Source organism: Acinetobacter sp. ACNIH2 (genome assembly GCF_002934965.1).
Taxonomy (GTDB): domain Bacteria; phylum Pseudomonadota; class Gammaproteobacteria; order Pseudomonadales; family Moraxellaceae; genus Acinetobacter; species Acinetobacter tandoii.
The window spans coordinates 1,014,489-1,029,807 of the sequence record NZ_CP026412.1; the positions used below are offsets into that span (position 1 = coordinate 1,014,489).

16 protein-coding genes are annotated in these 15,319 nt (G+C 40.5%); 9 read left to right on the plus strand and 7 right to left on the minus strand.

The genetic code is table 11. The features are described 5' to 3' along the window. Positions 1 to 76: 76 nt before the first annotated feature. Entirely contained in the window at positions 77 to 343 is a 267-nt protein-coding gene (locus C3F34_RS04730; protein ID WP_044740555.1) for a PspC domain-containing protein, read from the plus strand. A gap of 85 nt (positions 344 to 428) precedes the next feature. Here the strand turns inward: C3F34_RS04730 and C3F34_RS04735 are convergent, their stop codons facing one another. Then, positions 429 to 1,529, minus strand: a complete 1,101-nt coding sequence (locus C3F34_RS04735) for an HPP family protein (RefSeq protein WP_416333158.1) — start codon at positions 1,527 to 1,529, stop codon at positions 429 to 431. Between the two features lie 122 nt (positions 1,530 to 1,651). Continuing rightward, positions 1,652 to 2,062 carry a lysozyme inhibitor LprI family protein gene (locus C3F34_RS04740; protein ID WP_104441162.1) on the minus strand — a complete coding sequence of 137 codons (411 nt, stop codon included), beginning with the start codon at positions 2,060 to 2,062 and terminating at the stop codon, positions 1,652 to 1,654. Between the two features lie 260 nt (positions 2,063 to 2,322). Between C3F34_RS04740 and glyQ the strand changes: the two genes are divergently transcribed. From glyQ to C3F34_RS04770, 6 genes are all read left to right on the plus strand, one after another. Further along, positions 2,323 to 3,300: a glycine--tRNA ligase subunit alpha gene (gene glyQ / locus C3F34_RS04745; RefSeq protein ID WP_104441163.1), complete on the plus strand. Its 978-nt coding sequence runs from the start codon at positions 2,323 to 2,325 to the stop codon at positions 3,298 to 3,300. Continuing rightward, positions 3,300 to 5,369, plus strand: a complete 2,070-nt coding sequence (gene glyS / locus C3F34_RS04750) for a glycine--tRNA ligase subunit beta (RefSeq protein WP_104441164.1) — start codon at positions 3,300 to 3,302, stop codon at positions 5,367 to 5,369. The genes glyQ and glyS overlap by 1 nt, the downstream gene beginning before the upstream one ends. A gap of 90 nt (positions 5,370 to 5,459) precedes the next feature. Next, positions 5,460 to 7,166: a DUF262 domain-containing protein gene (locus C3F34_RS04755; protein ID WP_104441165.1), complete on the plus strand. Its 1,707-nt coding sequence runs from the start codon at positions 5,460 to 5,462 to the stop codon at positions 7,164 to 7,166. A 161-nt stretch (positions 7,167 to 7,327) separates the two neighbouring features. Next, complete coding sequence (locus C3F34_RS04760; RefSeq protein ID WP_044740561.1) at positions 7,328 to 7,717, plus strand: hypothetical protein; 390 nt, start codon at positions 7,328 to 7,330, stop codon at positions 7,715 to 7,717. 309 nt (positions 7,718 to 8,026) lie between these two features. After that, complete coding sequence (locus tag C3F34_RS04765; RefSeq protein ID WP_104441166.1) at positions 8,027 to 8,602, plus strand: hypothetical protein; 576 nt, start codon at positions 8,027 to 8,029, stop codon at positions 8,600 to 8,602. Positions 8,603 to 8,790: 188 nt separating this feature from the next. After that, the gene (locus C3F34_RS04770; protein WP_016168340.1) at positions 8,791 to 9,219 is read left to right on the plus strand and encodes a hypothetical protein; all 429 of its coding nucleotides are present in this window, start codon (positions 8,791 to 8,793) and stop codon (positions 9,217 to 9,219) included. 61 nt (positions 9,220 to 9,280) lie between these two features. On the opposite strand, the gene C3F34_RS04775 is transcribed toward C3F34_RS04770, so the two are convergent. The 3 genes from C3F34_RS04775 to C3F34_RS04780 form a co-directional block, all read right to left on the minus strand. Then, positions 9,281 to 10,234 (minus strand): 2-hydroxyacid dehydrogenase, encoded by a 954-nt coding sequence (locus tag C3F34_RS04775; protein ID WP_104442291.1) that lies wholly within the window; start codon positions 10,232 to 10,234, stop codon positions 9,281 to 9,283. Positions 10,235 to 10,331: 97 nt separating this feature from the next. Continuing rightward, positions 10,332 to 10,529 carry a hypothetical protein gene (locus C3F34_RS20250; protein WP_158654334.1) on the minus strand — a complete coding sequence of 66 codons (198 nt, stop codon included), beginning with the start codon at positions 10,527 to 10,529 and terminating at the stop codon, positions 10,332 to 10,334. 124 nt (positions 10,530 to 10,653) lie between these two features. Further along, positions 10,654 to 11,937 carry a hypothetical protein gene (locus C3F34_RS04780; protein WP_044740563.1) on the minus strand — a complete coding sequence of 428 codons (1,284 nt, stop codon included), beginning with the start codon at positions 11,935 to 11,937 and terminating at the stop codon, positions 10,654 to 10,656. A gap of 277 nt (positions 11,938 to 12,214) precedes the next feature. Here C3F34_RS04780 and C3F34_RS04785 point away from each other — a divergent pair, with 277 nt between their 5' ends. Together C3F34_RS04785 and C3F34_RS04790 are read left to right on the plus strand one after the other, a co-directional pair. After that, positions 12,215 to 12,991 (plus strand): class I SAM-dependent methyltransferase, encoded by a 777-nt coding sequence (locus C3F34_RS04785; RefSeq protein WP_104442292.1) that lies wholly within the window; start codon positions 12,215 to 12,217, stop codon positions 12,989 to 12,991. 21 nt (positions 12,992 to 13,012) lie between these two features. Further along, positions 13,013 to 13,564, plus strand: coding sequence for a hypothetical protein (locus C3F34_RS04790; protein ID WP_104441167.1), 552 nt, complete (start codon positions 13,013 to 13,015; stop codon positions 13,562 to 13,564). Between the two features lie 93 nt (positions 13,565 to 13,657). Here C3F34_RS04790 and C3F34_RS04795 read toward each other — a convergent pair whose 3' ends face one another. Both C3F34_RS04795 and C3F34_RS04800 read right to left on the minus strand, forming a co-directional pair. Beyond that, entirely contained in the window at positions 13,658 to 14,065 is a 408-nt protein-coding gene (locus C3F34_RS04795) for a GFA family protein (RefSeq protein ID WP_016168346.1), read from the minus strand. Between the two features lie 65 nt (positions 14,066 to 14,130). Next, positions 14,131 to 15,318, minus strand: a complete 1,188-nt coding sequence (locus C3F34_RS04800) for a TIGR03862 family flavoprotein (protein ID WP_104441168.1) — start codon at positions 15,316 to 15,318, stop codon at positions 14,131 to 14,133. Position 15,319: the final 1 nt, after the last annotated feature.

Below are 15,319 nucleotides of genomic sequence, written 5' to 3' on the forward strand. Positions count from 1 at the left end.
AAAAATTGAATTGCATCACCATTTCTTAATTATGGGATTGCAAAATATCTCTCATTCTATTTTTAAGGAGACCTGAATGGCCAATGTTGGTTTATATCGTTCGAATCGCCAAAATATAATTGCAGGTGTTATGGGCGGTATTGCTGAACGTTTTGGTTGGAATGCAAACTTATTAAGAATTATTTTCTTTTTGGTTTCAATCATGAGTGCCGCATTTCCAGGCATTTTAGTTTATTTGATTTTATGGCTCGTCATTCCGAAACGGGTAGAAGCGATGGATTCAGATGCATCGAATTACCCACGCCCTATACGTACTGTGAATAACAACAAGACGCCATTATAGATTTTAAAACAACATCTTTTGACCTACCATTTTGGTCGCTACGACTTTTTCCCCAAAGAGTCGTAGCTTTTTTTATTTAGCTCACTTATTTTTGATTTTTCAATTGAATTAATTGCTGGTTTAATGCCGCAATCATATCTGCACGACTGATCATTCCCACCAACTGTTGCTGCTCAACCACAGGAATGTAGTTAAACGAACGCTCAACAAAATACGGCACCAAATCTTGAATCGGCTGGCTCGGCTGTACCGTCACCACTTGTCGATTCATAATCTGTTTCACCTGATGCTCCCAACTGGCTTTCGGGTCGGCAGCACGTTTAAACCATTCCACGACTTCATACAGTGCTAGAGTTCCCACCAACTGCCGTGCGTTATTGACCACAGGCAAGCTCATTAAATTAATCTGTTTAAATTTATCTAAGGCAAGATGAATATCATCTTGCTCATTCAGCATCAGTACATCTTTAGACATCAGGTCTTGGCAGGTTAGTTCGTTCACTGCACGTGCGTTGGCAATTTCCTGCGCCTTGAGAATAATCTTTTGTAAATCATATTCACTGATGTCGAGCAACTGTGGCTGATGCTCCAACACATTATGAATATCTTGCGGCTGAATGGTGACTTTTTGAGTCGGTGTTGGATCGATGGAACGTGAGTTTAGCTGTGCCGTTTGCGGATATTGGCGCCCCAACATTCGGTTAAAAATAATAGCGATGATCAGTAGCAATAATGAATTCAACAACACAGGATAGGCAATAAAAGCATAACCTAGTTCATGTACGCTTTTACCACCCAATACCGCAGTAATCGCAACTGCACCGCTAGGTGGATGTAAAGAATCGGTGCTCATCATCAAAAAGATCGAAAACGCCACCGCAACACTGAATGCTTCAGTTAAATTCGGCATATATAATGCACAAGTGACACCGATAAAACCTGCCAAAGTATTACCAATAATCATGTTCCATGGCTGTGCCAGAGGACTGGCGGGTACAGCAAACAGCAATACAGAAGAGGCGCCCATTGGGGCAATGTACCATACATTAATATCACCCAATACCCACCAACTAATGAGCGAGGAAAGTGCCAAGCCCAACAATGCACCTAAACCACAGAGTATTCTTTCCTTTAGCGGCAACACTTTAAAATTTGGTTTTAAGGTATTTAACCATTCAAGTTGCATATGAAACACAGCCGCCCTTCTACTTTTTCGCACTTAACTGGTGCAAAATTATACGTGGTCTTACCAATAAGATGCATTTATTTTATATCTTACTTTTATGAGTAATTCTGTTGAATAACCTGTTAAATATATTGCTGTAACTGTGCAACCCGCTCAGCATAATGCTGAATTGGGCAATATGAATACATCGACGAACCAATATACTGTCCAGCATTATCACACTCTTGATCAACATACGCCTTCCACAAACGCTGTGACTTTAAAATGGCTTGGTAATGTTCGGGCTGCTTCCATTCTGCACTTTGTGCGCGAATTTGATCGAGTAATGCCACAATTTGCTTTTCGTAACCTTGTTTAGTCTGATCCGCACAAATTTGTACCACGCTATTGTTAATCCCTGGCAATTGCTGTTCTTGAATGGTTTGCTCAACACATTCACTATACGGATCCGACTCAGTTGTCGGTTGTTGGGCACACGCCAATCCAATAGCACCAAAAACCAATACACTGGTAGATAGAATAAATTTCAGCATAGCTTGAACTTTTGTTGTTATAAATTGCTGTCACTATAACAAAATACTTAACGATCCCCCAATCCACACAATTGATCATCAAGCTTAAAACTCAGATTTAAAGCATCTAAATTCAGCAGTTCAGTTCATCCAATAGTGTTCAAGCTGCTGCAAATACATGTATAAATTTTAAATTGATGATTCAAGCTGAACCCTTTGCCACTCCCCTGCAAAATCCTTATACTTAAGGGCAATTTTTCTCATAAATTCGTGGATGCTACATGAGTCGCGCCATCTCGCACATTGATACATTTCAGGGCTTAATTCTTGCCCTACAAAACTATTGGGCCGAACAAGGCTGCGTCGTACTACAACCTTACGATATGGAAATGGGCGCTGGAACATTCCACACCGCAACATTCTTACGTGCTTTAGGGCCTGAAACTTGGAATGCTGCATACGTTCAACCTTCACGTCGTCCAAAAGATGGTCGTTATGGCGAAAACCCGAACCGTTTACAGCACTACTACCAATTCCAAGTGGTGTTGAAGCCTAACCCAGATAACATTCAACAGCTTTATCTTGACTCATTAAAAGCGATTGGTATTGACCCACTTGTTCATGACATCCGTTTTGTAGAAGACAACTGGGAATCTCCAACACTCGGTGCTTGGGGCTTAGGTTGGGAAGTTTGGCTGAACGGTATGGAAGTGACTCAGTTCACTTACTTCCAACAAGTCGGTGGTGTTGAATGCTACCCTGTAACTGGTGAAATCACTTACGGTTTAGAGCGTTTAGCCATGTATCTACAAGGTGTAGACTCAGTTTACGACTTGGTTTGGACCAAAGGTCAGTTTGGTACGGTAACCTATGGCGATGTATTCCATCAAAATGAAGTTGAGCAATCGACTTACAACTTTGAATATGCCCCTGTCGACAAATTGTTTGAATTGTTCGATTTCTACGAAGGTGAAGCCAACCGTTTAATCGAAGCGAAATTGTCTCTTCCTGCTTATGAACAAGTGGTTAAAGCATCTCATACCTTTAACTTACTTGATGCACGTGGCGCAATTTCTGTGACTGAGCGTCAACGTTACATCCTACGTGTACGTACTTTAGCGCGTGCTATTGCACAAAGTTATGTACAAGCGCGTGCAGAGCTTGGCTTCCCAATGGCGGAACCACACTTACGTGATGAAGTATTGGCACAGTTAAAAGCACAAGCTGAAAGTGAAGCAGCAAAGGCGGAGAAAAACTAATGAGCAAACATACTGTTTTATTCGAACTTGGCTGTGAAGAGCTTCCACCAAAAAGCTTAAAAACTTTACGTGATGCCTTACAGGCAGAAACGGTAAAAGGCCTAAAAGATGCTGGCTTAAATTTCGCATCAATTGAAGCTTATGCAGCTCCACGTCGCTTAGCGCTTAAAATTGTTGATATCGATGCTGCTCAAGCTGATACACAAAAACGTTTTGATGGCCCTGCAGTTCAAGCGGCTTACGATGCAGAAGGCAAACCGACTAAAGCACTCGAAGGCTTTATGCGTGGTCAAGGGATTACAGTTGACCAGCTTTCTACTTTCCAAGCAGGTAAAGTTGAAAAAGTTTGCTATTTAAAAGATGTGAAAGGTCAAAGCCTTGATGCTTTACTTCCACAGATTTTACAAACTGCGTTAGACAATTTACCAATTGCTAAGCGTATGCGTTCTGCTGCAAGCCGTACCGAATTTGTACGTCCAGTGAAATGGGTTCTTTTACTCAAAGACGATCAAATTGTTGACGCGACTATTCAAGATCACAAAGCTGGCAATGTGACTTATGGTCACCGTTTCCATGCACCTGAAGCTGTGACGTTAGCGCATGCAAATGACTATTTAGCTGCTTTAGAAAAAGCTTACGTTGTTGCAAACTTTGAAAAACGTCAAGCAACCATTCAAGAACAAGTAAAGAAATTGGCTGATGAAGTTAATGCAACTGCGATTGTTCCAGCTGACTTACTTGATGAAGTAACAAGCCTCGTTGAATGGCCAGTTGCTCTTCGTGCAAACTTTGAAGAGCGCTTCCTTGCTGTTCCTCAAGAAGCGCTCATTACGACAATGCAAGACAACCAGAAGTATTTCTGCTTGATCAATGCGGAAGGCAAATTACAGCCTTACTTCATTACTGTTTCCAATATTGAGTCTAAAGACCCAACGCAAATTATTGAAGGTAATGAGAAAGTGGTTCGTCCACGTTTGTCGGATGCTGAGTTCTTCTTCTTACAAGACCAAAAGCAACCGCTTGCATCTCGTAAAGAAAAACTGGCGAATATGGTATTCCAAGCACAATTGGGTACGCTTTGGAACAAATCTGAACGTATTGCCAAATTGGCGGTAGCCCTTGCGCCAATTACAGGTGCAACCGTTGCTGATGCTGAAAAAGCAGCACTTCTGGCAAAATGTGACTTAACCTCTGAGCTTGTGGGTGAATTCCCAGAACTTCAAGGTATTGCAGGTACTTACTACGCAAGTCTTGAAGGCGAAAATGACGAAGTGGCTGAAGCTTTAGGTGAGCAGTATCTTCCGAAATTCGCTGGTGATGTTTTACCAAAAACTAAAACAGGAACGACCATTGCCCTTGCAGACCGTTTAGACACGCTTACTGGTATTTTTGGTATTGGTCAAGCGCCAACAGGTTCTAAAGACCCGTTTGCATTACGTCGTTCTGCCATTGGTATTTTGCGTTTAATGACTGAAAACAACCTTGATGTTTCAATTGAAGCACTCATCAAGTTGGCTCTAGCGGCTTATGGCGATGTATTGAAAGATCACGACAAGACTTTGGCAGATGCAGTTGCGTTCTTAGAAGGTCGTTACCGTGCGAAATACGAAGACCAAGGTGTTGCGGTTGATGTGATTCAAGCGGTTCAAGCTTTGTCTCCAAAATCTCCACTTGATTTTGACAAGCGTGTAAATGCGGTCAACCACTTCCGTAATTTGCCTGAAGCTGCTGCTTTGGCTGCAGCAAACAAACGTGTTGCTAACATTCTTGCAAAAGAAGCAACTCCTGAAGGAAGCGTTGTTGAAGCGAAATTGGTGGAAGATGCGGAGAAAGCATTATTCGCTGAACTTCAAGCCATTACCCCAGTGGTTGAGCCATTATTGGCTGCAAAAGACTACACCGAAGCAATGTCTAAACTCGCTGCCCTTCGCGCGCCAATTGATGCCTTCTTTGATGGTGTAATGGTGATGGCAGATGATGCAGAATTGAAAGCTAACCGCTTACGTTTACTGGCGCAGTTGCGTGGCTTATTTACAAGTGTTGCGGATATTTCAGTGTTACAGCACTAAAATTTAAGTTACTTGAATTTAAAATAAAACCCCGTTATAAATTAGCGGGGTTTTATTTTAATTCATTTATAATTTATTAATAGGTAAACAATGGAAGCAGGAAAAAGAACTATTCGTGAAGTATTTAACCGCGGACGTAATTTAGAAATACCTTTTTTCCAACGCCAATATGTTTGGGATGAAAAAGAATGGGAGCGTTTTTTAGATGATATGGAACAAATATCAACATCCAAAAAACCATATTTTTTAGGCTCTGTCATTTTAAAACAGCAACAAACTCCATCTAATTCAGATGAAAGAAGAACTGTTGTCGATGGTCAACAAAGATTGACTACTTTAAATATATTTTTTAAAGTTCTATGCTTAAAAGAAGATTTAAATAGTGACTTCCAACAAGTTTTTAAAAAACAAAGAAAGCCACATGATAATATTTTAATTCATAATAGACATGACATCTCATCCTTCAACAAAATACTAAATTTGGAAAAATTAGAAGACATCACATCAAGCGATCAAATTACAAAAGCATATAATTTTTTTAAAGAAAAAATTGATAATACTCGTTTAGCCCATTTAGATATTTTCAATCTATTAGATAATATTGTATTTGTTGGTATCGATCTTTCTTACGATGATAATGAGCAACTAATTTTTGATACTATCAATTCTTTAGGTGTACGCTTAACTACAGCAGAGCTTCTTAAAAACTATTTATTCAATGCTGATACTATTCAAAACTATGAAAATTATTGGCAACCTATATTTGAAAAAGACAAAGATACTATAGCCTATTGGGATACAGAGCTACATACAAATAAAAGAACATTAAGTGATATTTTTTTATTTTCTTACTTGCAAATAAAAAGCAACGAATCTAATTTTTCTGTAACACCCTCTGATAAAGCAGATTTCTTTAAAGTTGAGGATTTATTCCAGTCTTTTAAAACATTTAATCAACGATATTTAAAACATAAGCTTCAATCTGAAGAATCATTAGCTGAAATAAAAGAATATGCTGAGATTTTTAAAGCTAATTTTCATTATGAATCTTTAAATGATACAACTCCTCCCCATAACGGGATAGCTCGAATACAAACTATTATCTTTGCCTTAGATACTACCACCCTTATACCTTACGTACTATATATACTCAAAAATGTAATAGACATTAAAACTCAAAATGAGTTATTTGGTCTAATTGAATCATATATTATGCGTAGAATAGTTACTAGAGAAAGTACTAAAACATATAGTAAACTTTTCATTGATCTTATTGATAAGCAAATCTTAAGTTCAGCAGCCTTCTGCCAGTATATAAAAAAGGCAGAACCAACTCACAAATTCCCAAGCAATTTCGAATTAAATGAAGGGTTTAAATCTTCTTCTCTTATAAACAAACAAGCTTTAGGTATTTTATATCTATTGGAAACAGCTCAATATAATTCAAAATCATCTACCACTCCCTTAAATATTAGCCAGTATACACTGGAACATTTAATGCCTAAAAAATGGGAAGCTAACTGGGGAACTGCACAAAATCTAGAAATTCGGAATGAAATAATCCTAACTTTAGGAAATTTAGCGATATTGACTCATTCTTTAAATTCTTCAATCAAAAATGCTAACTGGTCAACCAAGAAAACTGGGAATAGCAAATCAAAAGGTTTAAATGATTATGCTCATGGTCTAAAAACTCTTGCTCCATACTTACCATTATCAGATTGGGATGAATCTACAATTTCAGCTCGTTCAAATGACTTATATAATCTTGCTTTAACAACATGGCAAGAAATCTAACAACTAATATTGAGTAAAGGCTGAATTCAAATGTTACCTAAGTTTAAACCAATTTTTTTAGTGTTATTTCACGTTAAATATTAACCTATTGTACCTATAGTCAACCTTTACTCAATTCCCTATACTCAAGCTAACAGCACTCAACAAGAAAGAACGTTAATATGAAATTAAAAACACTTTTACTTACGGGCTTCACTTGCGCAGCACTTACAGCATGTACTTCATCTCCTAAAATTCCACAACTGGAAACAGGCGTACTACAAGAAGTCCAAAACTTAGATGTATATCCAGATACAACAGACAATAAAGCCAAACTGACCAAATTTGTAGACAAATGCATCATCGAATTTACAGGGAACTTAGACGGCAACAAAGTCGTCGAGCAATGGTCTTTTAGAGGCAATACCCTCATTACAGGTGGTACAGCAACCTTCGCGAAAGATGGAACCAGTCAAGCCAGCAATTTCGACCTGAACAATGCCCAAGTACAACAAAACTTTATTAAATTACGTAAAAACTTCGCTAAAGATGCCGTTGCACAATGTAACTAAGCAACACAGCGGCTTTGCGTCCATATGACGCAAAGCTTTTTAATCATCCTTAAAATTCAAAACCATAAATTCATTTTCTGCAACTTCCCCGCACTTACATAACTTTGCTGATATCAACAAATGGCAGTATTCAGATACATCAATATCCTATAGCAAGCGTGTATTTATACAATCTTATAGCGAGTGTTAAGCTGCTGTATTGAACTGTGTAAGTTTCATCTCAAACGCCAAAATACATATTGAATCTGTTTATGATGCCTCACACATCCCCATCCCAATAACGGGTGCAATAATAGAGGAAAATCCAACATGAACATGATAAAAACAGCATTCATAAGTACTGCTTTTTTTGCTTCTGCTTCAGTCTTTGCGAATGTCGCAGTGAATGGGCAGGTCAATGCCTCTGTTGAAACTCAAAGCAATACTCACGGTGTATTACACAGCATTCATGAAGGTGTAACGACTTCTGCCAAGAAAGTCGGTAATGGTTTAAGCACAGCAACAGAAAGTGTTGGACACGGACTCAGCACAGCATCTGAACGTGTCGGTCAAGGCATTGAAAATGGTGCTCAAAAAACTAAATCTACCAGTAAAGCAGTATGGAACAACACTAAACAGTTCAGTGCAGAACAAGCGCAAAATGTAAATCAAACTGCAACTAAAGCTAAAGACTCCAGTGCGGAAAAAGCCGACAGAACCCAAGCCTATTTGGGGCAAAAAATGCGTCAAGGCAAAGCAACTACTCAACAGACTTGGAACAAAACCAAAACTGCACTCCGTACAACTGCACAGGCAGATGTGAACGCACAGGTGGGTGTACATACCCCTCTTGCCAAAACTCAGCTTGGGGTTTCATCACAAACGGCAGTAAACACAACACAATAATGCTACCAATCGATTGGTGTAGACACATTTTTAAACCAAGCAGTACTTGGGCATTCAATGAAAATTCTTGACGTCCGATGGGATACAGCAGAAGATGAAGTATCCCATCGAGAGTGACACTATAGAAAGCATGTCAGCCTACAGCGTGCTTTCTACAAAATAGTGAACAACAATAGAGGACGATGTGCATGCAGTTGATGAAAGCAGTTTTAATTTCCAGTACGATGTTCATGGCTATGGCTCTATCTGCCCATGCCGCAGAAAGCAGCAAGAAAAAAGGCTACCGAGATAACCCGAACATTTTTGAAGTTTTAGGACAAAAAACCTTAGACACTGCTCAAGATGCTGCCAATGCAGTAGATCGTGGCACGCAAAAAGGCATTGCCAAAGTCAAACCGAAAGTGGCTGAAACTTGGCATGAAACCAAAACTTATAGCGAAGAACAAACAGAAATTGCCAAAGAAAATTCTCAGAAAGCCGCAGCTACGGTCAATAGAAAATGGAAGCAAGCCAAAGCCAGTGTTTTAGGTGATCCTAATAGTCCACCTGCACCTATTGAATCGCACCCATTGAGCCAATCTAGCACTACTCCTGCTCAGAATGAACAGCTCAACTAAATCACACTATTTTTAAAACCATAAAAGCACAGCCTAAAGACTGCGCTTTTTTCGTCTTTAGTTAGGCGACTTGGCGAATCGGCTGTCCTTGCTGAAAGGCAGTCACATTTTCTACCATCTGCTGCACTATACGCTGTCGTGCATCGACACTGCCCCACGCACTATGTGGCGTGATAATTAAATTTGGAATATCTGCTGCCAGCAATACATTACCATCTTTCGGTGGCTCTACTGTTAATACATCGGTCGCAGCACCTGCAATACACCCTTCACGCAAAGCCTGTGCCAAAGCAGCTTCATCAACAATCCCACCACGTGCGCAGTTAATCAGAAAGGAACTGGCTTTCATCAGTTCAAACTCATCCTTACTGATTAAGTTACGGGTTGAATCGGTTAGTGGACAATGTAAGGTCAGAAAATCGACCTGTGGCAATAATTCTGCCAAAGGCAAACGGCCTTCACGCTGTGGACGATCTGGCAACGTTGCAATCAAGACACGCATGTCAAAGGCTTGTGCCAGTTTGGCCACAGCCTGGCCCAACTCACCATAGCCGATGATACCCAATGTTTTACCCGCCAACTCCACAATAGGGAAATCCAACAAGCAGAACTGTTTGGCGTTATTCCATGCACCCTGTTTCACCGCATGGTCGTATTTTAATAATGAGGTGGCCAAGGCTAACATCAGCGCCAAGGTATGCTGTGCTACCGCTGAAGTACCATAGCCCTGACAATTACACACCACGATGCCCTGTGCTTTAGCTTGCACCAAGTCGACATTATTCGTGCCTGTGGCGGAGATTAAAATCAGCTTTAACTGCGGACATTGCTGCATCACTTGCGCAGAAATCTGTACTTTATTGGTGATAATGACATCAACATCTTGCACGCGTTGCAGTACCTGATCACTGCTCGTGGCTGGATATAAGTTGAGTGTATCAAAAGCAGTAGTTAAGGGGCTCAAATCCAGATCATGTTGATCTAAAGACTCTACATCTAAAAATACCGCTTTCATTCGGTGCTCCTGCTGATTTTTCTCATCATCTGTATGCAGTTCATTAAAAGCCAAAGCGGGTTTTGGTTCAATACATGTATAGAAAAAGAAAAATCCACTATTTTGTGGATTCTTTTATACACTCACGGACAGAAAGCCGAATTTGCTGATAGACATAACTGGCCAACATTAGCACCACCAGTACACCACTAGCAAAAATGATGACTGCCAAATCAAGACCTTGATTGATAAGATAAATCAAACTGAAGATCAGTAAGATAGACAAAAGTACAGCAGGTATAAATATCCTATTCATACAACCTGACCTTAAGTGAGACATTTAAAAGAGTGGATATTTTTTATCCACTCTTTCGATCTTAAACCAATTTAGTTAAAAATCAAGCTATCCGAATCGAATAAGATTCACTTAATTCTTAAGCTTATTCTGCTTCCTCAGATTCTTCTGGTTGAGTCATAAACTTGGCGGTTTCAGGCGTATCTTCGATAAAGTCATTGCCACCATATTCATCACTGCTGAGGTTAAATTGCTTATAGCTGAGCAAATAATAGTCACTATATTTTTTTAACACCAACGGGTGCATTCCCGCAGACAATTCATCCTGTTCTTTGAACAGTTTCATTACATGACGGTCATTCATGGCAATCATATAGCGTTCATCATTGAGGCTAATCTGTACCAGGCCTGTACCTTTGGCAAAAATCGGAATCAGGAACTTATGGTTTAGGTTAATCGCATTTTGCGCATAACTTTCAATTTTCTGGGTAATCACGTTAAACACTAGACCATGCCCAAAACTATCGAGCAACTGACTGTTACTTTCCTGTGGCAAATTCACCTGAATACCCAATTTCAACAGATCTTGTTCACTGACCTGACGATTACTCAGTAACTGACGAATAATGCTTTGTTTCAATTTGGCATCAAAGAACTGGCTGTCGAGCTGCATGTCATTATTTCTGAGAATTTTCCCCAACGAACGACGATGGTGCGGGAGCAGTGTTTCAATCACTTTACGGTAATAGAACTTACTGCCTTTTTTTACTTGGCGAATTTTTTGATAGAAATAAACACTGTCAAATTCGCGGGTTAAAAAATCTTTAAGCAGCTCCGAGCTTGCCAATACAGCAATCGCATCATGTCCTGTAAAGGGCAAGTTCAACACTTTAATATCTGGGATGACCTGTTCCAATTTAACAAAATGCGCGCGGTCTTCAGCACAATAAGGGTCATAGACCACGATGTATTCACAGTTCACCGCAATATCCTGTGTTTGTACCTGCATATTCGCATTGAGTTCAGCATGGTAAAACATGTTATAGCGGCTGTCTTCCACCACTTCTGGGTCAATTGAAAACTGCGGAACCAAAGACACCACACGGCTTAAACCCAATAACTTTGAGTATTTAATCGCGGCATAACCACCCATTGAACCGCCATAACCAATGCGTTTTTGAAAGGGTGCAATCAAGTCTTCAATGGCTTTGAACAAGTTGTGCATGGACTCCGCAGGAAACCATGATTTTTCTTTGGGCATAATGCCAATGACATTAAACTCAAATTTGGCTAATGATTTTTCTGCGTTGATTGCAAGTCCTTTAGCGCGAGTAATTAAGTCACCAAAAGAAAAAACTAACTCGTCAGACGAACCTTTTAAAAAAATAGCGCGAATTTGTTCGTCTTCAAAAATAATGTGTTTATCCATGTCCACACCGAAACAAATCGGCCCTAATTTTTTGTATCAATAAAATTCATAGATCAGCAGCCTATCACGCTGTCTATGTAGGAGAATGTGTCGATGTCATCTCAATCACAATCAACAACAATTTAAAACTACAGCATTACATCGCCGTGGCAGCATTTTAACGTAAGCTTGAACCGATGTATGTATAAGAAAAACATGTCCTGTCGAAGCTTGCTTATTTCACGTAACAAGGACTATGTTATTTTATAGATGCTCAGCAGATAAAAAAGCGCAAAATATGACACAATCACTTCATCCTGCCGCACAACAAGGCTTCAGTTCTGCCGCTGAACTTTATCAACAGGTTCGTCCAAATTATCCACAGCAGATCGTGACGTGGTTACAACAACAATTAAATTTAGATGAGCAATCGACCGTGGTCGATTTAGGCTCGGGCACAGGAAAATTTCTTCCTTATCTGCAACAGGTAACATCTCATATCATTGCCGTTGAGCCGATTGTAGAAATGCTGACACAATTACAGCAAGCCTATCCACAAATTTCTACCCTACAAGCCAGTAGTGATCGGTTATCGCTAGCCTCGGAAAGTATTGATGCCGTGATTTGTGCCCAATCTTTCCACTGGTTTGCCAATATTGAAAGCCTGAACGAAATCCATCAAATCTTAAAACCTCATGGACAACTGGGTTTGGTCTGGAATCAACGTGATATTCAGGTGGATTGGGTCAAAGCATTGGCAGATGTGCTCGAACCTCTCGAAGGTGATACCCCACGATTTCATAGCGGACAATGGCAACAAGCCTTTGAACAGCAATTTTTATTCGAACTGGATCAGATCAAAACCTTCCCACATGTGCATATCGGGCGTGTCGATGAAGTGGTGTCCAAGCGCTTGCTCTCCACTAGTTTTATTGCCGCAATGCCAGCAAAGCAACAACAACTGTTAAAACTGCAGTTTGAGCAGATTGTTGCCGATTACACAGGCAAAGCAGCACATGATGAAATTGCTTTCCCTTATGTGACCTACGCGTATAATTTTAAGAAAACAACATAAATATTCTTTAGGATAACCACGATGCATAACTTTAAAGCTTATTTACTGCCGCTACTCTGCAGCTCGCTGCTGTTCACTGGCTGTAGTAAAAACAACGAAGCCGATGCTCCTGATCCCTCTCAAGATCGGATGATGAAGGAACTGGAGTCTTCACCAGTCAAAGAATTTCCAAAAACTGCCAATGATCAACACGACATTACGCTTTTGGTCGACTATGACCGTCGTTTCAGCGAGATGAGTGATGAAATGGAAGATGAACTGATTAAAATGCGCGACAATGGCAGCCTCACCGATGAATTTGCCCGTAGTCGTAAACAAGACAATATCCAATCCGCTCTAACCATGTTGAAAGCACTAGATTTAAAAACCGAACAAGGTCGCTATATTCAGGGATTAATGGCGCAATATTGGGAAAACCAAGCCAAGTTATTAAATCAAAACAGTAAAGCTTCGCAAGATATTCCTAACTCAACACCCGACAATATTAAAGGCTTGGGTGAATTCTTACATGCACAAGAACAACTGGATCATTGGGAGGCACAATATGAACCTGCTGAGAAAAGTAAGTCTTAATACAGACTCATCACCCAGAAAGTGAAGGCTTTAAACTAAAAAACCAGATGCAATCTTATTTCCATCTGGTTTTTTATAGCCCTACAAATGAACTTAAGGACGTTCACTGTATTGTGGCAACCCATCCTGTATGCTGTCCCATTCTGCTTTAGAGTCAACAAAAATATGCATGGTCGGTTTTTGCGTTAACGTGGTATCTAAAGTACCAAGGCGTAAACGATAATACTCTGGTGTATCCGTTTTAATACTCATAATCGGCGAACCACACTCACTACAAAAACAACGCTGCGTGGTCTCAGTGGACTGGTAAGCTTTCAGGAATTGTTCACCTTGCACGATATGAAAATCTGTTTTCTTAATCGGGGCATTGGTGGCAAAAGCTGTACCATTGGCTTTACGACAACGCTGGCAGTGACACTGCACAACATCACCAATTTCACCCCGCACTTCATAACGAAGTGCACCACATAAACAGCTTCCCGCATAGTATTGTTGTGACATCAGTTCAGCCCTCAGAATGAAAGAGTTTTAAACTAACATGTCTAACTTTGGCTTTACACCGCTTTTTAGTGAGAAACCAAATATTCATGCACCCCTTCACCTGCTGCACGCCCTGTCGCAAAACATGCGGTTAAAAGATAGCCCCCTGTGGGTGCATCCCAATCTAGCATCTCACCACAACAAAAAATCTGTGGGTGTTGCTGCAACTGCAAATGAGCCGTTAAGACCTCTCGTTTCACGCCACCCGCACAGCTAATCGCTTCTTCGATTGGGCGAAAACCTTTTAATTCAATTCGCAATTGTTTAATTTGCTGTGCCAATTTTTCAGGGTTATTCCAGTCAGCTTTCGGTATCAACTCACGAACCAAACTGGCTTTTGCTGCATCTAGACCCGCTTTACGCCATAAATTACTCAAAGACTGTTTCTTGCTCGGTTGTAATTTTTGTACCAATTGCGCATGGCTCAGCTCAGGCAACAAATCGAGCATTAGCTGCATTTCTGACTGTTGTCTTAAAGCTCGCCCCAGTTTATAAATCAAACCACTTTCCAAGCCATAATGGGTGATCACAATATCGCCCTGACTCTTTTCCTTTACATCAACCCAAGCCACAACTCGCTTTAGCGGTTGTCCAAATACTGCTTGCATAAAGGTAGACCATTCCCGTTCAACCCCAGCGTTACTGGCTTGAAATGGATTTAATAGGTCTGCTGCTAACCATTGTTGCCACTGACCATCACTGCCCAATTGTGGCCAAGAAACTGCACCACACGCCAGTACAATGGCATCAAAGTCTTCACTAAATTCGCGTTGCTGAACTAAATCTTGAATTTTTACAGTATTGGACTGAATCCCTAAGCATGCATGTCGATAATGAAATTGTATGCCCTGCTCGGTTAAACGTTTGAGCCACGCGCGGAGTAATGGTGCGGCTTTCATCTCGACGGGGAAAATACGCCCTGACGATCCCACATAAGATTCAATACCCAAGCCCTGCATCCAGTTTTGAATCCATGTCGCATCCCAACGGCGGATCCAATCGGAAAGCCAATCGGCCCGATCATAACGCTGAATAAATTGCTCAAACGGTTCAGCATGTGAAATATTCAGCCCCGTCTTCCCTGCCATTAAAAACTTGCGCGCAGCAGACGGTTTCTGTTCATATACATGTACATCATAATCCCACTGGCTTAACACCTCAGCTGCCATTAAACCCGCAGGACCTGCACCGATAATCGCAATTCTTTTTTTCATG